Source organism: Vreelandella sedimenti, from assembly GCF_013416325.1.
GTDB classification, from domain to species: Bacteria; Pseudomonadota; Gammaproteobacteria; order Pseudomonadales; family Halomonadaceae; genus Vreelandella; species Vreelandella sedimenti.
This window is the reverse complement of sequence record NZ_JACCGK010000016.1, coordinates 19,157-40,931: the sequence shown is the minus strand read 5'-3', so window position 1 is coordinate 40,931 and position 21,775 is coordinate 19,157. Positions and strand designations below refer to the sequence as shown.

Here is a 21,775-nt window from a genome sequence, read left to right as displayed (position 1 = left end):
TTGAGGCTAAGCAGCCCTAGACAATAACTCTGCCACAGGATGAAGCGCTTGGCACTCCCAGCGATCCAGCGTATCCAGCAACTTCTCCCACACTCCCTTCCAACACGTGCGCCCATTAGCTGCCCAGCGACGAACGTCCACCTCCTCCCCATGCTCTTCCTCGATCCATGCGGCAATGCGCCGAGGATTGTGCAGACCTGGCCGGTTATACGGGTAAGTCGCTTCTGCGTGGTGGTGAATCGCTGCCGACACTATCCACCGCAGTTGATTAACGGCTTCCGCTGGCGGGTATTCGCTTTGACCCTGCCCTGGTAAGCGCATTTGCATGCCAACGTGCATCAACGCTGTGTGCAGCCACTCCCGATCTTCTGTTAACTCATCACGTGTAAATGGGCCAAAGCAGTAACGGGCAAGCGCCTGCAGGTGCTGAGGCTGACGCTCGACCGCGCTGATTACCTGCCCCGCTTCAAGCCCGCTGACGATTTTCCAGTCATTGTCGGGAAGATGCCCTTCGTTGCTCGACTTCGATACATCTTCTAACGCTGTGCGCACTTCTGATAGGCGGCGCTCACTGCTGGCCAACGCACGCTTGAGCTCTTCGAGGTTTTCATCAAAGGGGCCTGCATTACTGAGCGCCTTGGTGTTGCGCTTATGCTCTGCTGTCAGGCTGCGCAGTTTGGCACCATTGTTGCCCACGTGTTCACGTATCCGCTTGAGGTTATCAAACAGGTCGGCGATGGGACTGTTACCGCGCCGCGTGTGATACGCCTCGAAGATCATTTGTCTAGCTGATATGTATCGCATCACCGCTCCCCGTTGCGCTTTTGTTGCGTTTTCGTTGCGTTATTGCCCATCTGTTGCGTTTTGTTGCCCTGTTTGTTGCGCTTAAGCTCGCTAACCACTTCATCCCAAACGCTTTTCACTCTTTCAGGTGTTGCGTGCGGGAATGCTTTTACCCACTGGGCATGCACTGCTTTACGATGCTCTTGTGGTGCGCTGAGCATCTGCCTCGCTACGTACTTCACCTGGCACTCTTTGGCCCATTCGTGCCATTCGTCTGAATAGCCGTTCTCCCCTCCTAGCTTGCGGCCATCGGGCCATGCTGTGGGCCTATTCATGTAAAGCGCTCTTCGGATAAAGCCCAATAATGCGCCCACGCTTGTCGTACTCTTCGCGCATACCGTTGCGTAACGTGACGGCCGCTTCCCCCTCCCTCTCACCTGACTCAATGAGCCGAACTGAATCATGGCGCCCCATATCAGGCCGCAAGCGCGGAAACTCCTGAATCAGCTCTTCGATAGTCATCCAGCGGCACGGCGCGAAGAAATGATGGATGTCGGCACTCACGCGCTATCACCTCGCTCACCTATGTAGCCGTTATTAACCGGCACCTCATTGCCGCACTCTGTGCATACCAGAGCAGCGATAAATGGCCGCTCGCTCATAATGGCCAGCGGGGTGTAGGTTTCGCCGCAGCCGCATGTGGGGAATGCGGTTTCACCTGCTCGCGGCTTACCGCCAATGTCGATAACGTCACCCATTCCCTATCTCCTCAATCGTCCACCCACCGCCATGCTTCTTGGCCCGCGGGAACGCCACCTTGAAGACAAACGGGTAAAGCTCAGCCGCTACCTTCATCTTGACCTTGGCATCCTCAGTGAATACGCCCGGGCCACCTTTGGTGTCGTGTAGCTCCATCACGCCATCGCGATCCATGACGGCGAAGTCCACGGTCAGGAATGTCTTGTCAGCCAGGCGCAGCTTGATACCGTCGAAGCGGTACCACTGGATATCGCCTGCACGCTTTAGCAACTCCAAATACTGGGCATAGGCAGCCTCAGTCTTGTTCATCTGTCCGGCTTTGAGACGACCGAGAGCAGCCAGGCGTTTGTTGTTGTGCATCATGGTTGGTCGCCCTCGCCCTGGTGGTGGCTGTACTCCAATGGCTCACCCTGGTCGTCATAGCCGTCAGTGAGATAGAGACCCAGCCCGATCAGGAAGGCGGCGCCCACTATGGCGGCGGCGGGCAGCATCCAGATGCTCATCACTTCACCGCCTTAACCAGGCCGCGCCTGGCCAGTTGATCCAATGTCAGCACGATGGCCTCATTCATGCGCGCTCGGCGCTCGTCGCGGCTTAGATGCTGGCCGTTATCTATCTCGTGGTGGCACTTGGGGCAAAGCGCAGCGGTTAACGCATCACTAGACTTCTGCCCTCGGCCACGGTGCTGGTTGCTGTGCGCTGCTTGGATACCCCAGGCACCACACAGCACACAGCTTTCAATCTCGTGCACATTGCTTAGCCATTGGCCGCTGCGGTGTGGCTTGGTGGGTAGATAGCATTCGTTGGGAAGCATTACGCCACCTCGCGGTATTCGTTGGGGTTGAAGCCTTTCAGGTTTGGATCCGTCAGCCGGAAACCGAGTCCGGTGAAGTGACGCCAGCATTCATCTAGAAACTCAGCTTTCTGCTTAGTCGTCATGCCTCGCGTCACCGCGAAGTCGAAAGGCAGCTGCATAAGCTGCAGTTTTTCTTCATAGGGCAGAGGAGCTACTACTCGCTCATAAGCAGCCTGATACTCTTCGCTATCACGGCAGAGAATCGGCACGCCAAAGTGGAGCTTGGTGTAGCCTCGGTACTCCTCTGCTGTCATGTCGCCCTGCGCTGCGGCTTCCTTGCACCACTTGCCGTGCAGCTTGTCCTGTTCGTGGGTTTTCTTTGGCTTGTACTCACGGACAATAATTTCGATGACCTTCCACTGCTGAAAGGCCGTTATGATTACGCCTGGCAGGCGAGTTAATGCGGCCATCCCGTCGCTGGTGTTAGAGGCACGCGAGACGAACGGCTTAGCGGCTGGCTTGGTCATATCAGCGGCTCCCCGGTGTACTCGCTCCATGCCCGACGGGCGCGGAAGCATGCGCCTACAAATCCTTTAGCGCTGACGGTCTGCTCGTCTGCGAAAAATCCTTGAGCCGCGCTCTCAAATTCTTTCGCTAGCGTTCTCAGCTCGTGATCGGCGGCCAGGGCGTCAGCTTCCGCGCGTTCAGCCATTTTGCTGCCTAGTGTGGTTTGATAAGTGACTGGCTTACCCATGCTCCACCTCCCGTGTAGGCATTAACCAAGCCGTGAAGCGATCCATAAGACGTGGCACTGCGATTCCTGCCAGGTCTTTGGCTGTATAGATACGTTCGCCATTCCCGGTAATGCACACCACACTGCCGTTGGTTAGCTCGTCTTTGATCTCAATGCCCTGGCTAAGCAGGCAGTTGCGCTGAAAGGTTGATAGCGTCATGCCACTGCCCTCCGCTGTTGCCAGTAGCGCAGCGTCACGCCACGCGCCATGGCCATCATCTGGTTATCGAGCAGCTTGACCCTATGCAGGCGAGGAGCTGGGCGAACCTCGCGAATCATGAAGCCGTGTGACTGCACGTTGCCAAAGCGGTAGGGTTCGATCTCCATTAATCCAGCGTATTCAGGCAGCTCTTCGCGCTTGATAAGCCCGGGCGCGGTCACCATCCAGAAATAGCTGGGCGGTACCAAGCCACAGCAATTTGAGCCCGCTGCCGCCATGCGCGCCGTCTCTGCCGCCTGCTGCTTGGCGTTGGACAAGGTTTTCGCACGCCACCACTTTGCGGTTTGCTCTTCGCCGCGAATCTGGCGCAGCTCGGCAAGCCAATCTGCACGGCTTACCTTGATCTCAAACGCGTGGCCAAGCCGTGCCTTAGTGACTGAGGCAATATCCGCTTCCGGCCCCCATACGGAACCGCAATTCGGTACCGTTATTTCATGTTTTGCCGCCGCGCAGTATGCGTAGACAACGTCTTGCACAATGGCTTCGGTAAGTACTGGTTGGTCGGTCATGCCGCACCTCTCTCAGTCCGGTAGCTGCCCCAATCCAGCTTGAGCGTGGCACCACCACCTTCCTGCATGCGGTCGATAATTCGCTTGCCGAGGTAATCTTCTAGCTGGTCGGTTTCCAGGTTGCTTATCAGGATCGTCGGCAGCATCTGCTTGTAGCGCTCGTTAATGATCTTGAAGAGCATCAGCCGCTCCCACTCGGTACCCAGTTGCGCACCGACTTCATCCAGAATCAGCAGGTCTAGCCCGCCAACGAAGGCACGAATAGCCTCACGCTCGCTTGCGCCCTTCTCTTTGCTGAATGCGCGCTCCTTGATCAGGTCAATCAGCTCGTAAACATCAATCCCCATCACTACACGACCACTGGCCAGCAAGGCATTCCCGATGGCATACGCCAGGTGACTTTTGCCGGTGCCCACGCTACCGGTGAAGATCAGCCCGCCACCTTGAGCAAGACGCTCGTCAAACTTGGTGACGTAAGCGCGGCACACGCTCTGCACGTAGGCTTGCTCCCGGCTGTGTGCTTCAAAGCCAGTCAGCGATTTATCAACAAAGCGTTTCGGGATCAGGGATTCTTCACGCAACTTCTCAAGTCGGCGGCGGCTGCTGGTTTCGCTGGCCTGGCTGACTTCTGATTGACTGACGCCCCGCGCATCTTCCATCACACACTGGGGGCATCCAGCCCACTGACCGTTGGGCATTTTTGTGTTGGCAAAAGGGCCATGAACCCGGCAGTCTTCTGATTTAGTTTCAGCAGTGCCCGCTAACATGCTGGCTAGCTGCCCGCGTACTTTTGGAGTGGTTGTCAGTGATTGCGCCATGGTTAATCCCTCGCCCATTCCGGCATTTCAAGATCGTTTTTACCGTAGGAGCCCACCGGCATCGGCTGTGCAAAGCCCTTGCGGCCATCGCTACGCTGAGGCTGGGCACCACGACCTCCTTGGCGATTGATCAGCCACTGAGCTTTAACGCCTTGCCAGCCCGCTAAAATTGCCTCGTCAATCGCTTGGTCTGGCGTCATGCCCGGGATTGCCACGCTGGCTTTGATGGCCTCGCCTAGCGCAAGCATGAGCGCTCTCTGGGTAAGCGGTTTTTTAAGCGCCTTGCGGTGGTCGATGAACGCTTTCGCAGCGTCGGTAGAAACGCCTTCAGGTAGGTTTGTCAGGTCAAGCGCGGTTGGCTTGGATTTGGGCGCAGCCTTTCCCTTGCTGGCAGGGGTCGGATTCTTATCGCTGGGAGTTGTTTTTTGGGAATCCTGTGCACACTCCCCCTCGAACGTAGTGAGAGGGGGTATGTCTTTCCTGTCTTTATAGGTCGGCTCATTTTGAGCTGTTTTAACCGGCTCATTTTGAGCCGACTCGGCTCTTTTTGTCGGAGCCTTCCGTTTTGAGCCGTTTGAGGGTTCCCAGCTTGGAACATCCTTATTCAAGGTGATCGGTGAGCGGCTGCCACCTTTGCGGAAAATAACGTTGCGACGAACTAACTCACTTATCACTTTTGAAACACGGGATTCGTGCATCTTGGTTAGTTTGGCAACGTCCTCTGCGAAAATGCGGTCACTCTTTTTATTCCATCCATACGTCAAGCGGACGACCGCTAGCACTACGCGACGCTCGCGATCCGTAACTGGCGCTCCAATAATTTCGTCAAATAGCTCGTTAGCTATACGCGTGTATCCGTCCTCCACTTGAGGCCCCTTGCTCGGCGGTGCCGGTGCCTGGGCGTCATCGCGACGCGCTCTAAATTGGTTTAAGTCGGCTACTTGTGCCATAATTACCTCTGCAAATTGTGTTTAAAGCCCGGCGCGCTCCCCAGCGATATGCCGGGCTTTGTCGTTTCTGGCCTAGCCCTTTCAGGGCCTAATATTGGAAAAGCCGGGCTTACGCCCGACCTCCCTCTATCACAGTCAACGATGGCGACGTATGGCGCAGCGCATAGAGCTGGTCATGCACCATGCTCAAGTTTGCTTCCAGCACAACGTCCTCTACCGTCATGTGCCGCTTTACGGCTTCCATCTGTGCCGCCCTCAATCCCTCAGGCGACATACTGGCCACGGCTAGCGCGACTACCTGACGATCTATCACGTGATACTCCTCGGCCCTTTCAGGCCATTGCTTGCTGTGCCACCTTATCCAGAAGGTGACGCTCAGCATTGCGGGCCATTAAGTCGGCCAATACCTGGCGGGCACTGTCATCAAGCGCGCGTCCGTTCGCCAAGTCGTCTAACAGCTGGGCTTGTTTCATTCGTCGCGCCTCCAGCGCCTCTAGAGAAAGCTCATGAAGCAATGGAGCGATTCGCCCGCCGGTCGTCATGGCGGCAGCGCTCTCAATGTCAGCAAGCTCGGCGTCAGTGAAGCGAACCTTCACAACATTGGTTAAGTGTTCGCCCTCTTGTTTGCGGCGACGGTCATCTGCGAGGTATAGGGACATGTGTATTCCTTTGTACCGTTGTGATAACGCGGCCTTCACAGGCAGGCGGTTTGGTTTAGGCAGCAATCGGATCAGCTTTCAACGCACCATCTGTGATGCGCTCAAGCTGGTACTGCCGCAGCAGCGGGATCTCTTCACCCCACATCGTTACGGCGGAGGGGGAAATTTTGAGCGCTTTTGCCAGCTCAATTTTTTTTCCGCCGAAATGCTTAATCGCGTCTTCGGTTTTCATCGGAGTGTCCTCTATTGATGAAAATATTTAAGCATGCTGAAAGCAATCCCGCAAGCATACTGAAAAACGTTTCAGTTAAGCTTGCTGAAATGAGCATCCAAGAAAGAATTCGTCAGGCCATCAAAGAGAGTGGCCAAACCAAAAGCGCGATAGCTAAGGCGTGCGGCGTTCAGCCGTCTGCCGTAACCCAGTGGCTAAACGGCGATACCAAAGCCCCTACTGCTGAGCGCTTGCTGAAGCTGGCTCGCGCAACGCGTGTCTCCTACACATGGCTGGTCGACGGAAAAGGCGATATGCACGAAGGGCCGGAGGAGCCACGTGCTGGGTATTCAGCTCGCACCAATGAACTTGAGCTCCACGACACAGAAGTGGTTGAGGGCGACGAGCCGCTAACGGCTGACGAAGTCGAACTACCTTGCTTCTATGAAGTAGAGTTTGCTGCCGGTGATGGACGCACCCAAGTAGTCGAAAACCATGGTCATAAAATGCGGTTCTCATTATCCAAGCTGGCGAAGCGTGGCGTCTCGCCAGAAAATGCCGCCTGCGCCACCGCCACCGGCACTTCCATGATGCCCACCATTGCCGATGGCTCTCCCATTGCCATTGATAAAGGCACGCGGCACATCATCGACAGTAAAATTTACGCACTCGATCACGGCGGCATGCTCCGCATTAAACGGCTCTACAAGATGCCGTTGGGTCGCGTGCGATTAGTCAGTGATAACAGCGACGAGTACCCCGAGGAGGTTCACAGCCTCATGGGGCCAGACGCACCAAAAGTCATTGGCCGGGTCTTCTGGTGGGAGGTATTTGACTAATGAGCCAGATCGCTCGTACCGGCTTAATCGTCCTGATATTAGCCTGTGGCTTTGCGCTAGGCGTGACGTGGAGCAACCGAACCAGCTTCATCTCCGCGAATGACGCCTGGTCAAGCTACGAAAACTGCGTATTGTACTTTGCAGAAAATGCAGCAACATCCAAAGGTGCTGAAATTAGCCTAAGATTCTGTCGCGCAGCCACTCAATAACACTTTCCTCCCCTAGATAAAGAATGCCGCCCAAACGAGGCGGCTTTTTTGCGCCTTAAATTTCACCATGCTTAAATAATTTCAGCAGAAACCTTGACGGATCATTTCAGCATGCTTAAATTGTATCACACGAACACAGCGCAACGTGTTCAGGCCCTACAGGTCACCGCTCTTTAACAATTTGCTCCCATCAAACGCTCCAACGGTTAGAACCGCCACGGCCAGAGATGGGTATCCAACGCCAGCCTAGTGGAGAGATAACGCTGGCCAGTTAGACGCTCGCCCTTGCGTATAGGGATACAAGGCGACACCGGCCCGCCGATCATGACAAAGCCGGATTCAAACAGCGGAGGTAGTCATGTAGCTCATTAACGGCCAATGGCCGCCCACCGCTTCGCCATCTGTGCCCACACCCAACCTGGGCGTAAGTCGGACTGTACGGATGGCGTCGTAATAGCCCTGCGAAGTGTTGCAACGCGATTACGCGATATGGAGGGAAGTCTGCAGCCCGACTGCGAAGAAACCACTGGATCGACTGCCATCGCAAGCGGTTGAGAAAGCGAGGGAACTGCGAGAGTGCCACTTAATGCCAGCCGCCTGGGCTGAGAATACAGGCGGCATCGGAATACTGCTTGCCCGCTACCAGGGAGGCGGCGGGAAGGCCCAGGCAGTATTTCGATGCAGTGAATGCATCCGACAAAGACCCACCCGTGCCATCAGGGCGTTATCTGGTGGCCATCGGGATGAGGTAGCCAAGAAATGCATGGCAGCGACTGCAGGCGTTGCCAATAAGCAGACCTTAAAGGCCGGGTTAATAACCCTATCGCTGGTTTGGTTGCCAGCCCTCATCCCGATGCTATTCGGCATCACTGGTCATTGCCCGCTTCGGCGGGCTTTTTTTAGCCGGAATGTTGCCGCTTCGGCTGCATTCCCGCGCCGCTTCCCTTCTTTCAACGTTGGCACTGCGAGAGTTACAGAGGCGGCGCGCATTTTTCAGGAGGCCATATGGCTAAACCACCACACACCAAGCATATCCGCATCGCCAGCCGCCCCACTGCCAGGCGTCGTGACGTAGACGACAAAGACGCTGAGCGCTTTCGTTTAAGGCTGACGAATGACCAACGCCGCGCTGATCTTGCGCTTCAACGGCAGCTTAAGGAGGTATGGGAGCTATGAATATTACTCAAAAACAAACCCTCGCTATGGCGCTTCCCATAGTGCTAATAGCCGCCATGGCGTGGGCAGGCAATGCCGATCATGCAGAAGCCGAGCGTGAGCATCTTCGCTACTGCGAGCGGGTCGTGCAGTTTGAAGCGCAGGCGGCGCGAGGCATTCCGATTGAGCAACGGCAAGGCCACCGCGACCATAAAGGTATCGCGGCTGAGCACTGCCCTGGCATGAGGCCAGCGCCATGACTGCCCTCACCCAGTTACACCAGTTAGCAGACCAATGCCGCGAATGCGGTTTTTTTGTGTCTGTCAGTACTGCTTACCACCCGGGCGGCAATCTTTACGTGTCGGTCATGATCTTCTCCAGCGGCGTTCAGATAGAGCACTTCTACGGCAACACGCCGCAAGAAGTGGCTGAGCTGCTTGCAGCTTTCAACGCCGCCAATACTCAGGAGGCAGCATGAAACGAGCTACAAAAATTCAGCTGCGCGCCGAATCAATCACCGAGGCCATCCACGACGGCGATCCCGAAGGTGTAGCAAAGTTTGCCACCTATCTGGACGAGGTCGGCGACCTGGCCAGCGCAATGGAAGAGCTCACGGCGACTACCACTGTGGCCGACATGGTCGATGCCTACATCCAATCATTGTCTGGTCAACGCGTGCTTTACGAATGGGCAAAAGATATTGCCGAAGCAGAGCAGCTACGCGTTGAGGAAGACGAAGCCGAAAGGAGAGCCGCATGAGCAAGCGCGAAGAGCAGCTAAATCGGCTGGCCAACGTTAACGAGTTCATCACGATCATTGCGAGCATGGGTAGGCGGTTTTTCAACTACACGCCAGAAAGTGGATTAGATCGCTGCGCCTGGATGTACCTAGACAATCATGGCCACGTTTACTTCGTCGACGCTTATAGCGAAAAGCGTATCTACACCCACTACTCAGGTCGATGGAAAGGCTTCACAAGCGGCGGGACGCTAAAGTGCTTGGTTGAGCTTTTCCGTGATCACATCAAGCGCGATGCCAAGCTAAATCGCCGCTACTTCGATATTGACTCGCCTTTTCCTTGTCCTTGGGGCTACCCGCCTGAGTGCTATCCAAAGTTGTGCAGGGCAGCCTACCGACTGGGAATTATAGAGCCATTAACCTAAAAAGCCCCTTCCGTGCGCGAACACGTTAGGGGCCATAGATCAACGTCGAGAAGATCTCCTCGGAGTATAAACCATGACACCAACCAACGAGAAGCCGCGCCTACGCGTGCCTTCCGGTCGCTATCGCGTGGTCGATAGCGCCGACCACCTTGAGCTCTGGCATCAAGTCGAAAAGACGCCAACAACTGCAGTTAGAGAAGCCAACGTCGATGGCCAGCAAATCACCACGCTGGACGCGATGTATGTCATTGAGCAAGCAACCAAGCTATTTGGCCCCATGGGCATCGGCTGGGGCTATCGCATTGAAGACGAACGCTACGACGTTGGCGCCCCTATTTTGGGCACCAAAAACGAGCTGATCGCCCACGAGCAGACCCACACCATACGCCTAGTGCTTTGGTATCGCTGGCATGGTGAGCGCGGCGAAGTTACGCAGTTTGGTCACACTCGCGCCGTTTATCGCACCAGTGCCGGTAAGTGGAAAACAGACGGCGAGGCGCCTAAGAAGTCAGTCACTGACGCTATCAAGAAGTGCCTGTCGCTCCTCGGCTTCGCCGCTGACGTTTATTACGGACGCTTTGATAACAAGGACTATACCCAGGCCCAACAAGCCGCCACGCGTATCGCTGTCGCCGAGGATAAAGACGCCGAGATCGAGAGCTACCGGAATGATTACTGGGACTGGATCAAGCGCGAGTGTGACACCCTACGTAACAAAATCCCTCATCCGAAGAGCATCGAGATGGCTGCCAGCGGCATCCTCAGCCGATTGCCGGATAAAGCCAGCATTGCTCGGGTGGAACCCGACAAAGGGCGCGACATGATCATCAAAGCGCGCGACGAGGGAATTGCCCGCGTTATCGCCGAGAAAGAAAAAGCCAAGCAGTCAAAAGAGGAACCGACCCATGACTAACGCAGCCCCCAACACCGATTACAAAAGCGAACTGATTAAGCTGGATGCCGTTGAGCAGGCCCTAGCAGGGCTGCGTGAGCAGTACGGCACCGTGCCCAATGTGCAGACGAAAGAGGGTTACGCTCTCTGCAAAAAAGGCATCAAGGAGTTAACCACCTACCGGACTAGCACTGAGAAGTTGCGCAAGGAAATCACAAAACCGCACCGCGACTTTATCGAACGCGTGAACGCCTACGGCAAAGACTTGGTGGAGAAGCTGCAGGTTATTGAGCAGCCGCTGAAAGATGCCAAGCTGCATGAAGACGAGCGTGCCGAGCGCATAAAGCAGGAGCGGATCGCCAAGCTACGCGAAAGCATCAACATCAATATCTGGAGCTTTCTGGATACCATTGCTGGCCTTGACTCAACCGGCCTCGCCGAGCTTCACGACGCCGCGCTCGCCATCGATCTAGATGGCTACTTCGACGTTACCGACGAAGCGGAAGAAGCCAAAGCGGATGTGTTGAAACGCATCAGCGAGCAGCATGGCCAAGTGTTAGAGCGTGAACGCTTAGCAGCTGAACAAGCGGAAGTAGACGCCGAGCGCCGCCGACTGCGTGAAGAGAATGAAAAGCGCGAAGCCGAACAGCGTGAGCTTGAAGAGCTGCGACGCTTTAAAGCCGAGCAGGATGCTAAGCGCGAAGCCGAAGAGGCTGAAAAGCGCAAACCAGAGCCTGAACCCGAGCCGGAACCCATGCCCGCCGCTGCTGAGAGCAGCGAGCCCGAGTATACAGGCGTGGATCAGGCTAGCGAGCCAGACAAGACGGTTGTAGCCGAGCATCGCGCTCCCATCGATACCAGCCGCATCGAAGCTGCCGCTAATTCTTTCCAACGTGGTAGCCAGGTGAAAGCCCCCGAGCAGGTCACGATCTCCCGTAAAGAGTACGACCGCCTGCTTGAGGCCGAGGCCATGCTGCTGGCCTTGCAAGCCGCTGGCGTTGACAGCTGGTCTGGCTACGGCGATGCGATGGAACAACTCGCCGCTTAATCCCTTCAACAAACCATCCAGGGCCGAAAGGCCCTTTTCTTTGGAGCCCCATATGAACCCTGTTCTCTTTTTCGACACTGAAACCACTGGCCTGCCCGACTGGAAATCGCCCAGCGAAAGCGAACACCAGCCGCACCTGGTGCAGCTCGCCGCCATCCTGGCCGATAGCGATACTCGCAAGGAAATCGCTGCGCTGGATCTGATTATTGCGCCAAACGGCTGGGAAATTCCCGCCGAAGTTTCAGAGATTCATGGCATCACGCAAGAGCATGCCCTCGCAGTAGGCGTGGATGAATCACTTGCCCTTAACCTCTTCTTCCAGCTATGGAACCAATACCCGCGGGTCGCTCATAACCGCACTTTTGACCAGCGCATTATCCGCATTGCTGCCAAGCGCTATATGGGAGAAGCCGACTCGGAAGCATGGGCCGATAAAGAAGAATTCGCCGACACCATGCTTCTGGCCAAGCCCATCATGGAGATGCTGCCGAAGGGCAGATATGGCTTTAAATCGCCAAAGCTATCGGAAGCCTATGAATTCTTCACTGGCAAGCCGCTAGAGAATGCGCACAGCGCGATGGCCGACACCCGCGCTTGCATGGAAGTCTACTGGAGCCTTCTCGACCACGAAGCTAAAGCCGCGTGAAGTCAATCACCAAGACGGTCACCACCATCTACACACCGGAGTGGATCAAAAAAGAGTTTCTGGTTTACGGGCCAGAATTCAGAAAGGCACGCGAGCGGTTGCGTAAAAAGTATAACCGCTGCTTTGCCTGTAACACGCCCTTCCAAGATGGTGACGTCGTAGCGCTTGGTGGCTTCGGAAAGCACGGCAATAAAGTGCTGTGCCAGACGTGCGCCTCTGATTTAGCTGACGGCTAGCAGGAGCTTACCCAATGCCCCTTACGAACACGCTTACTACATTCCACATCCATGTTCCCGTTCGCGTTCTGCTGCGCTATGGCGACAAGCGTCTGGGCGATATCGTCACGCACCCAGAAGGCGCCGAAGGCGCTCGAAAAGAGCTACGCGAAATGCAGGAGCAGGGAATCATCTTTCTGGTGTGCGACAGCAAGTGTAATAACCGCAAGCCAGATGGTTCTTGCGCTGGGCATGCAGAACAGGACGCCTAGCCCTTACCAGCCCGGGGCCAGCGGCCCCACACAACCCACCACCTCGATGAGGTAACTCGCAATGTCACACCCTACCGATGTAGCCAAGTTCGTTGAGGACTTGGACGGCGGCGTATTGGCTGAACGCCTGGGCACTATCCTGAGCCACGCAGCAGCATCAGCAACGGATAACCCTAAAAAGAAAGCCAAGGTGTCGATCGAGCTGACAGTCGAAAACATCGGCTCCGGCAGCAAGGTCGGCGTCAGTCATAAGCTGGCCTTCAAGATTCCGACAGCGCACGGCACCCAGTCGGAAGAACACACCACTGAAACGGTCATGTGCGTCAACACTGGCGGCGAAATGACGCTTGAGCCTAAAAACCAATTCGACATGATCGGCCACGCGCATCGTAAAGATGCCTCACAAGGAGAGAAGCACTAATGTCTTTAACTAAAGAAGCGCTGCAGCACATTGAAGCCAGCCACAAAACCGGTACCGAAGCCGCCGAAGGTCACGCGCTGATCGTTGGCGATAACTTCAAGATGGTAGATATGGAGAAGTACCAAGACCATCGACGCCGTTTCCGTGGCCAGTTCAGAACCAAGGGGCTGAAAGACTTCATCACCTACGTTTCCGGGCAGCAAGCTGACGCTCCGGTATTCATTGACCGCGACGCCATGGCGGCGTGCTCTTATCTGGATATCGGAGATAAGTCACTGCCCGGTCACTGTGACCATTCAGCTACGCTCAACCTACCCAAGACCCCCGAGTTCAGCGCCTATCTTGACGCTGACGGCAGCACTTTAGATCAGGAGGAAATGGTCGAGTTGGTAGAGGACTGGGGCCACCTGCTGGAGTTCGAAAACAGCAAAGGCGAGCCATTAGAGCGCGGCAAGGTGATTCACGCTTTCCGTAAAGTCAGCCTGGATGACTTGACCAGCATCGAGAGCGACAAGCAAGAGCATTCCAGCCGTGTGGGCGTGATGAATAGCGTCACCGTCAAGAATGCCGAGCGCTTGCCCACCGTTATTTACTGGAAGCTTACGACCTACGAGGGCCTGTCAGAGCGCACGCTGGCAATGCGCGTATCCAGCAAGACCAAAGGCGGGCCATCGTTTGGTCTACGCGCTATCGCGCTGGATGCCGCTAAAGAAGAGATTGCCGCCGAGTTCGCCAAGCTGGTAACCGACGGCCTGCCAGAAAGCGAATGCTTGTTGGGCACCTTCCAGCCTTAACAGCAGCACACAACCACAGAGGGCCTTCGGGCCCTTTTCTTTTGGAGGTAGATCATGGGCGTATATGCCACGGTCGCACGCATCGGGCGAAACGCCGAAGTGCGAAAAACAGGTAACGGTACGAGCGTCGCTGGCTTTGCAGCAGCGGTCGATGTTGGATTTGGCGAGCACAAACAAACGTTGTGGCTCGATTGCTCGCTATGGGGCAAGCGCGCTGAAGGCGGCTTGATCCAGTACTTAGTCAAAGGCCAGCAGGTGTTTGTCTCTGGCGAAATTGGCACACGTCAATTCAATAAGGGTGATGGCTCTCAGGGCTTTGCCGTCACGCTCAAGATTGCTGAGATCGACCTTGTAGGCGGCAAGGGCCAGAACGGTGGCGGGCAATCGCAAGGCTATGGCAATCAGCAGAACCAAGCGCCTCAAGGTGGTTATCAACAGCAGCCACCCCAGAATCAGCGCGCACAGCAACACCCCGATAATACAGGATATGGCGCCCCGCCTCAGAACCAGCAGCCTCCGCAGAACTACGGCGCTCCTGATTACAGCAACTTTGACGACTTTGACGACGAAATCCCGTTCTAGCGAATGCTGGTTATGCCTAGCCTATTCGCTCGTAATCCACCTTTCGTTTCTGGGGAGGGTACATGTTCGTTGCGTCAGTAATTCTGTAGCGCGCCACGACGTTTCCGTCAGGATCCCGCTGCTCAAAAACATCGATATCGGTATCCCACCCATGTTTCACCTTATTAGAGCTCTCGACCATTTCAAACGAATGAGACTCAGGTATACCAAGCTTTTCACGGTGTTGATCAAACATAACGGCTCCTAATTAGTTCAGCGAATCCAAAATTAACACCAATGCCAGCCTTGCTGCTGGCTTTTTTTATGGGGAGAGAAGTATTGAGCAACCTAAACCTGTTTGGCCACGAGTTGGTCGTTGATAATTTCGCCGGCGGTGGCGGCGCAAGCGAAGGCATCGAGCAGGCTTTAGGCCGCTCGGTTGATCTGGCCATTAATCACGACGCCACCGCCATTGCTGTGCACACTGCAAACCACCCAGGCAGCGATCATTCAGTAGCAGACGTATGGGACGTAGACCCCGAGCAAGCCACCAACGGCATGCCCGTTGGGCTGGCATGGTTTAGCCCTGACTGCCGCCATCACAGCAAAGCCAAAGGCGGGCGCCCGGTATCGAAAAGCGTACGCGGGCTGGCGTGGGTAGCCGCTCGCTGGGCAGCCAAGGTTAAGCCGCGGGTGATCGTGCTGGAGAACGTCGAGGAGTTCCAAGACTGGGGCCCACTGATCAAAGGAGCAGACGGCAAGGTTCGCCCCGACCCGGCACGCAAGGGGCAGACCTTCCGTGGGTTCGTCTGCTGCCTTAAGCGGCACGGCTACCAGGTAGACTGGCGACTGCTACGCGCCTGCGACTATGGCGCGCCGACCATTCGTAAGCGGCTATTTCTTATCGCCCGCCGTGACGGCTTGCCGATCACTTGGCCGAAGCCCACACACGCGGCCCCGAAAACGCCCGCCGTCCAGCGTGGCAAACTCAAGGCGTGGCGCAGCGCCGCTGAATGTATTGATTGGTCGCTGCCCTGCCCCTCGATTTTCGACCGTAAAAAGCCGCTGGCCACCGCCACGCTTAACCGGATCGCCAAGGGCGTGATGCGTTACGTGGTCGAGCATCAGCAGCCGTTCATCGTGAAGCTGAACCACACTGCCGACTACTACACGCCCTTCCGTGGTCAGTCGCTACTGCAGCCTTTGCAAACCATCACCACCTCACCTGGCTATGCGCTGGTGACGCCTTTCGTTACCGAGTGCGCAAACGCCAGTAGCCAGCGCAACATGCCAGCAGACGAACCGCTGCGCACGCAATGCGCCCAGGTGAAAGGCGGTCATTTCGCCTTGGTATCGGCTTTCCTCGCCAAGCACTACACCGGCGTCGTCGGTGCGGATCTGCGCGACCCTCTACCCACGGTCACCACAACCGATCATAACGCCCTGGTCAGCGCCTTCATGATCAATATGAAAGGCGCCCAGCGCAGCGCTATCGATGCGCGGGCACCACTCAACACCATTTGCGCCAGCACTACACACGCATACCTGACGGCGGCATTCCTGGCGCCTTACTACGGCAGTGGCAGCGGCGAGACTGGCCGCGACCTGCGCCAGCCTGCGCCCACGATTACTACGAAAGATCGGTTCCAGCTGGTGACCGTCACTATCGATGGTGAGACATACATAGTCGTAGATATTGGTATGCGCATGCTACAGCCGCACGAGCTTTCAAAGGCTACCGGCTTCCCTAAGCACTACCAGTTCGCACACATCGACGGCAAGCCGCTGGCGAAGCACAAGCAAGTCCGCCTGATCGGTAACAGCGTATGCCCACCCCTTGCCCGGGCAATCGTTGAAGCTAATTTCAGCCACGAGCAGCGATTTATGCCAGTCACACAAGCTGCTTAATCAATACTGGAGATTAACCATGATCGCTATTCATAGAGGCACCAACGCCGCGCTTTCCCAAGTATGCCGCCGTGCTGCCGTTAATCAGTTGATCAGTCGCAACGACGATCTTGAGGCCGAAAAGTACGGGCTCATTGAAGAGAATGATGCCTTGGCTGCTGAAAACGCCAAGCTGCGCCTTGAGGTTGCCGAGCAGGCCAAGCAACTTTCCACCATGAGGTGCGCGTAATGGCAATGGATCAACAATACACCGACACCCTGAAAGAGCTTGAACAGGCTAAGGCAGCACGTGACGAATACCGTAACCACCTAGAAGTTATCTGCGAGATGACAGGCGAAGGCTCAGATATTGGCGCCGCCCATGAGGCCGTTAACGCGCTGATTGAGCAGCGCGACCAGTACCGTGCCGCAGAGGAAGCGCAGATAGCGTTGCGGGCCAAGATGGAACAAGAGCGCGATGCGCTGGCTGCGCATTTAGAGCAACTCAGCTATTTAATCGTTGATGCTAAGCGTTGCGCCGCAGTGCTGGCCTTTCCCTTAAATTACAATGCTCCAGATTATCAAAGCTTTGCAAAGGATGTGATGAGCACTATTGAAGCTTTGAGCAAGAAAGAGCCTATAGCCAGCCTCGCTTGCCGCGACCTGATCCAGCGGGCAGAAGAGCTGGAAGAATTTGCTGCTGAATTGCCTAAATTCTCAGCTATGGGAATGGAAAAAGCCCTAATCCTGAAGGCTCGCGAGCGACGTAAACAAGCCGAGGGCCATCAATGACCCACTACCCCAAAGGCACGATGTGCATGGCCTGCCGACACGCCATTGCCGATTGTGGCCAACTACCCTTCTCCACTATGCCGCCGATGAGCAAGAGCAAGCGCCGCGTGATCGTGCGCTGCACGGAGTTTGAGCATGCTAACCGACCTACCCAACGCCAAGCGGATAGCCGCGCTAGTGAGAAAGCGGCGGCTTATTCCTGATACGCCACGCTGGCGATTATCGACACGATTATTCAAAGACTACCGCCAACAATAGGCGGTTTTTTATTGCCTGGAGTATTTATGAGCTACACAGAAATGTTTTTTTTGAAGGATGACGACTACGCAAAGGAAGAGTTTAAAAACGCATGGCGCGGAGCGATGTACGTCTGGCAAGACGTCGCTAAGCGCTATTGCAAGATGGAACGATTCCCAATGGGGATTATGGACGGCGATGAAGAGAAGATGAGTGAAGTCTGGAACTTCGATAGCCGTCACCCTGGTGAAATGACTGAGCACGACGCCATTGTAATGCTCAGTACCATGGACAATGTGTTACTGGAGGCAGACCAGTGGGAGCGAGCAGCCAAGGCATTTGAAGAATATGCCCAGGCTCACCCAGATAGCTCACTTGGCGAGCAAGCCCAGGCGCTACGAAGTGTGATGGAATCCGAAGAAGGCAAGGAGGTCGTCGCTATCGGCTGGTGTCAGACCAGTGTTTGCGGTGACGTTTGGACTGATTTTAACGAGAATGAAGACACCATTGTTTATGACCCTAAAACTGGAGATAAGCACTGGTGGATGATGAAGCAATATGACGAGCTGCATTCACCTAAGAGTGCTCCAGAGCCAGCATGTTAATTTTTTCCACCGCTTTGTAGGCCGCCCAAAAGGCGGCTTTGTTTTGTCTGGAGGTTATTATGCAAGCAGCAGAAAAAAGCCGTACCCCCGAAAGCTGGGTTGATCCTCGCTTTATTCAGATACCCAGAAAAGAGGCTGCCCGGATATTAGGACGCAGCCCTACCGAGTTCGACCGTATGCGCAAAGCAGACCCCGAATGCCCGCAGGGTTTTAAAACTGGAACCGACCGCTCGTGCAGCGTACTATTTCGGCTGTCCGATATTTACGATTACAGCGCTAAATTGATGACGCGGTACTCGAACGGAAATGCCTAACAAGCTGCGGCTTGTATCCTGCCTTGTATCCTAGAGCCAGTTTCATAACTTAACGCATTGTTTCGCTTGATAAGTTAGGTGCTGGCTCCGGGCACCACTTCTATTGTTTTACTTCCCCTCCAGTTTTTCTTCTTCAGTCATTTATTTTCTGTATCGGTTTTCTTTACGCGGCCTTTTACCGCGTCTATTCGCGTACTCGAACATTACGCAATTGTCTCCCCGAATATCACTCATTTCTTAAGCCGAAGCATCGCTAAACGCTAATCGCCGCGCTATGATGCCTGCCTTCTAATTTTTCGCGCTCGACGAAGCTAGTAACGTTTAGGGTTTGCAATATTTCGGTCAGCATCAAGGGGGAGCGGGCACCATGAGCACGCCAATATCCGATGTACTTATCATTGGCGGCGGCGTCGCTGGACTCACCCTTGCCTTGGAAGTGGCTGATCACAGGTCCGTGACGCTGGTTCGCCCTGCACAAGATGATCAAGGCGCCAGTCGCTGGGCTCAAGGCGGTATTGCCGCCGTGCTTTCGCCGGATGACGACCTTGACGCGCATATCAATGACACCTTGGTGGCTGGCGATGGGCTATGCGATATCGAGGCCGTCCGCTTTACCGTTACCCATGGGCCCGCTGCTATTCAGTGGCTGATTGATAAGGGTGTTCCCTTTACACCCGAGCACGATCCTGCCGCACGCTACCCATATCATCTAACCCGAGAAGGCGGCCACAACGCACGCCGGATTATCCACGCGGATGATGCCACCGGCCGCGCTGTGGTAGATACTCTCGTAGACAAAGTAGCGCAGCACCCCAACATCACCCAGCGCAACGATCTAACGGTGGTTGGCCTGCTACAAGACCCCCAAGGTGCCTGCCGCGGCGCCTATGGCAGCGATACCAACCAACAGTGGCACTCGCTCACTGCGCGCCATACCGTATTGGCAACCGGCGGCGCAAGCGGCCTTTACCGCCACACCACTACGCCCGCCCCTAGTAGCGGCGAAGGCATGATGATGGCTGCAGAGCTGGGTGCTCGGTTAATGAATCTAGAGTTTCAACAGTTTCACCCAACCTGCCTGTTCGATCCCGAAGGCCCGGCGTTTTTGATAAGTGAGGCGGTTCGTGGTGAAGGCGGGCATTTGCTCAATGAGGCGGGAGAGCGTTTTATGCTGGCGCTGGATAAGCGCGCGGAGCTAGCCCCGAGGGATGTCGTCGCCCGCGCCATTGATGCCGAAATACAGCGCAACTCTCTGGGTCACGTGTGGTTGGATATTCGCCATTTAGGTGGAAAGTCAATTCGCCACCACTTCCCCACTATTTTGGCGCACTGTGCCTGCCGGGGAATTGATATCACCCAGCAGGCTATCCCCGTGGTGCCTGCCGCCCATTATAGCTGCGGCGGTGTCGCCACCAACTTGCACGGCGCCACGAACGTTGCCAACCTCTATGCCATCGGTGAAACCGCCTGCACGGGGCTGCATGGTGCCAACCGTATGGCCAGCAACTCGCTGTTAGAGTGTTTGGTATTTGCCCGTAGCTGTGCACAGGCGCTGTTAGCCGACGTGGCACAGCAGGGCCAAACGACTAGCGGTAGCGAATTTCAGCCCCCGGTGCAGGCTGCGGCGGCTGTCTTACCCAAGGCAGTGCTCAGGGGTATACGCCAACAAATGCGCACCACCATGAGCCAGCATGTCTCCATTGTGCGCAGCGCCACCGGACTAAGTACTGCCCTGGCGCACTTGAAGTCACTGCTAAACAGCGTGGAAGAGATTCAGGGGGCCCTAACAGCTCCGGAAGGCAAACGCTTGCACCAGACGCTACAGTTAGCAATATTGACTGTTCTCGCCGCTCAGCATCGCCATGAGTCACGCGGACTGCATTACTCCACCGACTGGCCTAGCCGGCAGCCTGAAGCCGTTGCTTCTTCGCTTGCGATGAAAGACTTAACAGACGCGTTAGCAACAAACCGCTAGCGGCCCGGACGATGAAAGAGCTTGCGCGCCTCACGCAAGCTTTGTTGAGGCGCGCTATCAGGCCAGAGCCAAACCCGCTGCTTACCCACATAAAGCCCTATTAACCAGGGCCCTAGATAGTCACAGCGTACTCGATCCGTATCGCCCAGAGCCTCATTTCGCGTGAGAGCAGCCTTTTCAGGCTGCGGCTCGCGCAGCCAACGGCCTTGAACTTGTGGCACCGTCGGCGTCAGCGAGAGCATGCCCTTGGGTTGACGAAGATAGCCGCGCCACCCAAGGCCGCCGCCCAGCACAAGCATCGCCACTGCTGCTAACTTACCCCCGACCCAATAGCTTAATGCCACTATTCCAATCAACAAACCGCACTGAGCTAGCAGCCACAACTTAGAGGGTACGATAGGCAGAATTATCGGTGGTTTCAGCATGTTCAACAATCATTTGCACGATACGCCGCTGGCTAGGCTCCTCGGGCCACTCTCGGTGCATCAGCCAGACAAAAAGATCCTGATCCTCGCCTTCAATGAGCTTCTGGTAGGCCAGTTGATCCGCTTCGCCAAGATGGTCAAAACGCTGTTCAAGAAATGGAATAAGCAGCAGGTCAAGCTCCCACATACCGCGCCGGGAGTGCCAGTAAAGCCGTTTGCGCAAAATGGCTGCTGGGGAATTATCGTCGTTCAACGTCAGCCGCTCCAAATATATAAATGAAAGGCCAGTATACCTAAGCTGTGGGGTCGCGCCAGCGCCCTCCATCGCCTATGCTGTTAAAGAGTGTAGAACCTTGTTTTATCTGAATTGTTTTATACTGAATTGCGCAGTATGCTGAATTTGATGTTAGCGAGGTCGAGAGCACGTCACGGCCTTCAATGTTTGCAGGGAGCCAACCGATGACTAAATCTGAATTAATCGAACAAATTGCGATGCGTCAGCCGGAGTTATCCGCCAAAGATGTTGAAACGGCGGTGCGTATTATCCTGGACGATATGACGGATTCTCTAGCTAGCGGTGGTCGCGTTGAAATCCGTGGTTTCGGCAGTTTTTCACTGCACTACCGGGAGCCCCGAGTAGGACGCAATCCAAAAACAGGCGATGCAGTTGATCTGGAAGGCAAGTATGTGCCGCACTTCAAGCCTGGCAAGGAGCTACGCGAGCAGGTAGACGCGAGTCGAGCACTAGGCTACTAAAACGCGACTATTAATTTCTGTGGGATGACGTCGCCGCTTGAGTCGTACACAATAGCGCTACCGTGAACGTC

At 55.5% G+C, this 21,775-nt stretch carries 41 protein-coding genes; 22 read left to right on the top strand and 19 right to left on the bottom strand.

What is annotated here, in order from left to right:
• Nucleotides 1-6 precede the first annotated feature (6 nt).
• The 16 genes from HZU72_RS17630 to HZU72_RS17555 all read right to left on the bottom strand — a co-directional run bounded on the left by HZU72_RS17630 (nucleotide 7) and on the right by HZU72_RS17555 (nucleotide 6,519).
• The gene (locus HZU72_RS17630; RefSeq protein WP_180094470.1) at nucleotides 7-804 is read right to left on the bottom strand and encodes a hypothetical protein; all 798 of its coding nucleotides are present in this window, start codon (nucleotides 802-804) and stop codon (nucleotides 7-9) included.
• The gene (locus HZU72_RS17625) at nucleotides 804-1,118 is read right to left on the bottom strand and encodes a hypothetical protein (RefSeq protein ID WP_180094469.1); all 315 of its coding nucleotides are present in this window, start codon (nucleotides 1,116-1,118) and stop codon (nucleotides 804-806) included. The genes HZU72_RS17630 and HZU72_RS17625 overlap by 1 nt, the downstream gene beginning before the upstream one ends.
• A complete protein-coding gene (locus tag HZU72_RS17620) occupies nucleotides 1,111-1,347 on the bottom strand; it encodes a hypothetical protein (RefSeq protein WP_180094468.1) in 237 nt (78 codons plus the stop codon). Before HZU72_RS17620 ends, HZU72_RS17625 begins: the two co-directional genes overlap by 8 nt.
• The gene (locus tag HZU72_RS17615; RefSeq protein ID WP_180094467.1) at nucleotides 1,344-1,541 is read right to left on the bottom strand and encodes a hypothetical protein; all 198 of its coding nucleotides are present in this window, start codon (nucleotides 1,539-1,541) and stop codon (nucleotides 1,344-1,346) included. Before HZU72_RS17615 ends, HZU72_RS17620 begins: the two co-directional genes overlap by 4 nt.
• The gene (locus HZU72_RS17610; RefSeq protein ID WP_208458143.1) at nucleotides 1,534-1,905 is read right to left on the bottom strand and encodes a hypothetical protein; all 372 of its coding nucleotides are present in this window, start codon (nucleotides 1,903-1,905) and stop codon (nucleotides 1,534-1,536) included. The genes HZU72_RS17615 and HZU72_RS17610 overlap by 8 nt, the downstream gene beginning before the upstream one ends.
• Complete coding sequence (locus tag HZU72_RS17605) at nucleotides 1,902-2,045, bottom strand: hypothetical protein (RefSeq protein ID WP_180094466.1); 144 nt, start codon at nucleotides 2,043-2,045, stop codon at nucleotides 1,902-1,904. The genes HZU72_RS17610 and HZU72_RS17605 overlap by 4 nt, the downstream gene beginning before the upstream one ends.
• A complete protein-coding gene (locus tag HZU72_RS17600) occupies nucleotides 2,045-2,356 on the bottom strand; it encodes a hypothetical protein (RefSeq protein ID WP_180094465.1) in 312 nt (103 codons plus the stop codon). Before HZU72_RS17600 ends, HZU72_RS17605 begins: the two co-directional genes overlap by 1 nt.
• On the bottom strand, nucleotides 2,356-2,865 hold the full coding sequence (locus HZU72_RS17595) for a hypothetical protein (protein WP_180094464.1): 510 nt from the start codon (nucleotides 2,863-2,865) through the stop codon (nucleotides 2,356-2,358). The genes HZU72_RS17600 and HZU72_RS17595 overlap by 1 nt, the downstream gene beginning before the upstream one ends.
• Nucleotides 2,862-3,092, bottom strand: a complete 231-nt coding sequence (locus tag HZU72_RS17590; RefSeq protein WP_180094462.1) for a hypothetical protein — start codon at nucleotides 3,090-3,092, stop codon at nucleotides 2,862-2,864. The genes HZU72_RS17595 and HZU72_RS17590 overlap by 4 nt, the downstream gene beginning before the upstream one ends.
• Complete coding sequence (locus HZU72_RS17585; RefSeq protein ID WP_180094460.1) at nucleotides 3,085-3,291, bottom strand: hypothetical protein; 207 nt, start codon at nucleotides 3,289-3,291, stop codon at nucleotides 3,085-3,087. Before HZU72_RS17585 ends, HZU72_RS17590 begins: the two co-directional genes overlap by 8 nt.
• The gene (locus HZU72_RS17580; RefSeq protein WP_180094457.1) at nucleotides 3,288-3,860 is read right to left on the bottom strand and encodes a hypothetical protein; all 573 of its coding nucleotides are present in this window, start codon (nucleotides 3,858-3,860) and stop codon (nucleotides 3,288-3,290) included. The genes HZU72_RS17585 and HZU72_RS17580 overlap by 4 nt, the downstream gene beginning before the upstream one ends.
• Nucleotides 3,857-4,678: an ATP-binding protein gene (locus HZU72_RS17575; RefSeq protein WP_180094455.1), complete on the bottom strand. Its 822-nt coding sequence runs from the start codon at nucleotides 4,676-4,678 to the stop codon at nucleotides 3,857-3,859. Before HZU72_RS17575 ends, HZU72_RS17580 begins: the two co-directional genes overlap by 4 nt.
• Nucleotides 4,679-4,680: 2 nt before the next feature.
• Nucleotides 4,681-5,628 (bottom strand): replication protein, encoded by a 948-nt coding sequence (locus HZU72_RS17570; protein ID WP_180094453.1) that lies wholly within the window; start codon nucleotides 5,626-5,628, stop codon nucleotides 4,681-4,683.
• Between the two features lie 109 nt (nucleotides 5,629-5,737).
• Nucleotides 5,738-5,941, bottom strand: a complete 204-nt coding sequence (locus tag HZU72_RS17565; RefSeq protein ID WP_180094451.1) for a hypothetical protein — start codon at nucleotides 5,939-5,941, stop codon at nucleotides 5,738-5,740.
• 19 nt (nucleotides 5,942-5,960) lie between these two features.
• A complete protein-coding gene (locus HZU72_RS17560) occupies nucleotides 5,961-6,287 on the bottom strand; it encodes a hypothetical protein (protein ID WP_180094449.1) in 327 nt (108 codons plus the stop codon).
• Between the two features lie 55 nt (nucleotides 6,288-6,342).
• Nucleotides 6,343-6,519 carry a Cro/CI family transcriptional regulator gene (locus HZU72_RS17555; RefSeq protein WP_180094447.1) on the bottom strand — a complete coding sequence of 59 codons (177 nt, stop codon included), beginning with the start codon at nucleotides 6,517-6,519 and terminating at the stop codon, nucleotides 6,343-6,345.
• An 89-nt stretch (nucleotides 6,520-6,608) separates the two neighbouring features.
• Between HZU72_RS17555 and HZU72_RS17550 the strand changes: the two genes are divergently transcribed.
• The 14 genes from HZU72_RS17550 (at nucleotide 6,609) to HZU72_RS17485 (ending at nucleotide 14,734) form a co-directional block, all read left to right on the top strand.
• Nucleotides 6,609-7,337 carry a LexA family transcriptional regulator gene (locus HZU72_RS17550; RefSeq protein WP_180094445.1) on the top strand — a complete coding sequence of 243 codons (729 nt, stop codon included), beginning with the start codon at nucleotides 6,609-6,611 and terminating at the stop codon, nucleotides 7,335-7,337.
• A gap of 1,214 nt (nucleotides 7,338-8,551) precedes the next feature.
• Nucleotides 8,552-8,722 carry a hypothetical protein gene (locus tag HZU72_RS17545; RefSeq protein ID WP_180094443.1) on the top strand — a complete coding sequence of 57 codons (171 nt, stop codon included), beginning with the start codon at nucleotides 8,552-8,554 and terminating at the stop codon, nucleotides 8,720-8,722.
• On the top strand, nucleotides 8,719-8,961 hold the full coding sequence (locus HZU72_RS17540; protein ID WP_180094425.1) for a hypothetical protein: 243 nt from the start codon (nucleotides 8,719-8,721) through the stop codon (nucleotides 8,959-8,961). Before HZU72_RS17545 ends, HZU72_RS17540 begins: the two co-directional genes overlap by 4 nt.
• On the top strand, nucleotides 8,958-9,179 hold the full coding sequence (locus tag HZU72_RS17535) for a hypothetical protein (protein WP_180094423.1): 222 nt from the start codon (nucleotides 8,958-8,960) through the stop codon (nucleotides 9,177-9,179). The genes HZU72_RS17540 and HZU72_RS17535 overlap by 4 nt, the downstream gene beginning before the upstream one ends.
• On the top strand, nucleotides 9,176-9,460 hold the full coding sequence (locus tag HZU72_RS17530; protein ID WP_180094422.1) for a hypothetical protein: 285 nt from the start codon (nucleotides 9,176-9,178) through the stop codon (nucleotides 9,458-9,460). The genes HZU72_RS17535 and HZU72_RS17530 overlap by 4 nt, the downstream gene beginning before the upstream one ends.
• Nucleotides 9,457-9,864 (top strand): YoqU family phage-derived protein, encoded by a 408-nt coding sequence (locus tag HZU72_RS17525; RefSeq protein WP_180094420.1) that lies wholly within the window; start codon nucleotides 9,457-9,459, stop codon nucleotides 9,862-9,864. Before HZU72_RS17530 ends, HZU72_RS17525 begins: the two co-directional genes overlap by 4 nt.
• Nucleotides 9,865-9,937: 73 nt before the next feature.
• On the top strand, nucleotides 9,938-10,777 hold the full coding sequence (locus HZU72_RS17520; protein WP_180094418.1) for a hypothetical protein: 840 nt from the start codon (nucleotides 9,938-9,940) through the stop codon (nucleotides 10,775-10,777).
• The gene (locus HZU72_RS17515) at nucleotides 10,770-11,804 is read left to right on the top strand and encodes a hypothetical protein (RefSeq protein ID WP_180094416.1); all 1,035 of its coding nucleotides are present in this window, start codon (nucleotides 10,770-10,772) and stop codon (nucleotides 11,802-11,804) included. Before HZU72_RS17520 ends, HZU72_RS17515 begins: the two co-directional genes overlap by 8 nt.
• A 52-nt stretch (nucleotides 11,805-11,856) precedes the next feature.
• The gene (locus HZU72_RS17510; protein WP_180094414.1) at nucleotides 11,857-12,450 is read left to right on the top strand and encodes a 3'-5' exonuclease; all 594 of its coding nucleotides are present in this window, start codon (nucleotides 11,857-11,859) and stop codon (nucleotides 12,448-12,450) included.
• Nucleotides 12,447-12,686 (top strand): hypothetical protein, encoded by a 240-nt coding sequence (locus tag HZU72_RS17505; RefSeq protein ID WP_180094412.1) that lies wholly within the window; start codon nucleotides 12,447-12,449, stop codon nucleotides 12,684-12,686. Before HZU72_RS17510 ends, HZU72_RS17505 begins: the two co-directional genes overlap by 4 nt.
• Before the next feature lie 14 nt (nucleotides 12,687-12,700).
• Nucleotides 12,701-12,937 (top strand): hypothetical protein, encoded by a 237-nt coding sequence (locus HZU72_RS17500; protein ID WP_180094410.1) that lies wholly within the window; start codon nucleotides 12,701-12,703, stop codon nucleotides 12,935-12,937.
• A 61-nt stretch (nucleotides 12,938-12,998) separates the two neighbouring features.
• Nucleotides 12,999-13,358 (top strand): YfdP family phage-associated protein, encoded by a 360-nt coding sequence (locus HZU72_RS17495; protein ID WP_180094408.1) that lies wholly within the window; start codon nucleotides 12,999-13,001, stop codon nucleotides 13,356-13,358.
• Nucleotides 13,358-14,152 carry a DUF2303 family protein gene (locus HZU72_RS17490; RefSeq protein WP_180094406.1) on the top strand — a complete coding sequence of 265 codons (795 nt, stop codon included), beginning with the start codon at nucleotides 13,358-13,360 and terminating at the stop codon, nucleotides 14,150-14,152. Before HZU72_RS17495 ends, HZU72_RS17490 begins: the two co-directional genes overlap by 1 nt.
• Before the next feature lie 54 nt (nucleotides 14,153-14,206).
• Nucleotides 14,207-14,734, top strand: a complete 528-nt coding sequence (locus HZU72_RS17485) for a single-stranded DNA-binding protein (protein ID WP_180094404.1) — start codon at nucleotides 14,207-14,209, stop codon at nucleotides 14,732-14,734.
• A 16-nt stretch (nucleotides 14,735-14,750) separates the two neighbouring features.
• On the opposite strand, the gene HZU72_RS17480 is transcribed toward HZU72_RS17485, so the two are convergent.
• The gene (locus HZU72_RS17480) at nucleotides 14,751-14,969 is read right to left on the bottom strand and encodes a hypothetical protein (RefSeq protein WP_180094402.1); all 219 of its coding nucleotides are present in this window, start codon (nucleotides 14,967-14,969) and stop codon (nucleotides 14,751-14,753) included.
• 83 nt (nucleotides 14,970-15,052) lie between these two features.
• On the opposite strand from HZU72_RS17480, the gene HZU72_RS17475 reads away from it, so the two are divergent.
• From HZU72_RS17475 to nadB, 7 genes are all read left to right on the top strand, one after another.
• The gene (locus HZU72_RS17475) at nucleotides 15,053-16,621 is read left to right on the top strand and encodes a DNA cytosine methyltransferase (protein WP_208458142.1); all 1,569 of its coding nucleotides are present in this window, start codon (nucleotides 15,053-15,055) and stop codon (nucleotides 16,619-16,621) included.
• A gap of 19 nt (nucleotides 16,622-16,640) precedes the next feature.
• Nucleotides 16,641-16,850: a hypothetical protein gene (locus tag HZU72_RS17470; RefSeq protein WP_180094398.1), complete on the top strand. Its 210-nt coding sequence runs from the start codon at nucleotides 16,641-16,643 to the stop codon at nucleotides 16,848-16,850.
• Nucleotides 16,850-17,392, top strand: coding sequence for a hypothetical protein (locus HZU72_RS17465; protein WP_180094396.1), 543 nt, complete (start codon nucleotides 16,850-16,852; stop codon nucleotides 17,390-17,392). The genes HZU72_RS17470 and HZU72_RS17465 overlap by 1 nt, the downstream gene beginning before the upstream one ends.
• Nucleotides 17,389-17,595 carry a hypothetical protein gene (locus HZU72_RS17460; protein ID WP_180094393.1) on the top strand — a complete coding sequence of 69 codons (207 nt, stop codon included), beginning with the start codon at nucleotides 17,389-17,391 and terminating at the stop codon, nucleotides 17,593-17,595. Before HZU72_RS17465 ends, HZU72_RS17460 begins: the two co-directional genes overlap by 4 nt.
• Before the next feature lie 81 nt (nucleotides 17,596-17,676).
• A complete protein-coding gene (locus tag HZU72_RS17455; protein ID WP_180094391.1) occupies nucleotides 17,677-18,234 on the top strand; it encodes a hypothetical protein in 558 nt (185 codons plus the stop codon).
• A gap of 59 nt (nucleotides 18,235-18,293) precedes the next feature.
• Nucleotides 18,294-18,548 carry a hypothetical protein gene (locus HZU72_RS17450; protein WP_180094390.1) on the top strand — a complete coding sequence of 85 codons (255 nt, stop codon included), beginning with the start codon at nucleotides 18,294-18,296 and terminating at the stop codon, nucleotides 18,546-18,548.
• Nucleotides 18,549-18,915: 367 nt separating this feature from the next.
• The gene (gene nadB, locus HZU72_RS17445) at nucleotides 18,916-20,523 is read left to right on the top strand and encodes an L-aspartate oxidase (RefSeq protein WP_180094388.1); all 1,608 of its coding nucleotides are present in this window, start codon (nucleotides 18,916-18,918) and stop codon (nucleotides 20,521-20,523) included.
• Here nadB and HZU72_RS23885 read toward each other — a convergent pair.
• The gene (locus tag HZU72_RS23885) at nucleotides 20,520-20,948 is read right to left on the bottom strand and encodes a hypothetical protein (RefSeq protein ID WP_235976162.1); all 429 of its coding nucleotides are present in this window, start codon (nucleotides 20,946-20,948) and stop codon (nucleotides 20,520-20,522) included. The genes nadB and HZU72_RS23885 overlap by 4 nt on opposite strands.
• Nucleotides 20,908-21,201, bottom strand: coding sequence for an FAD assembly factor SdhE (locus HZU72_RS17435; protein WP_180094386.1), 294 nt, complete (start codon nucleotides 21,199-21,201; stop codon nucleotides 20,908-20,910). The genes HZU72_RS23885 and HZU72_RS17435 overlap by 41 nt, the downstream gene beginning before the upstream one ends.
• Before the next feature lie 206 nt (nucleotides 21,202-21,407).
• Between HZU72_RS17435 and HZU72_RS17430 the strand changes: the two genes are divergently transcribed.
• Nucleotides 21,408-21,704, top strand: a complete 297-nt coding sequence (locus HZU72_RS17430; protein ID WP_008959540.1) for an integration host factor subunit beta — start codon at nucleotides 21,408-21,410, stop codon at nucleotides 21,702-21,704.
• Nucleotides 21,705-21,775 lie beyond the last annotated feature (71 nt).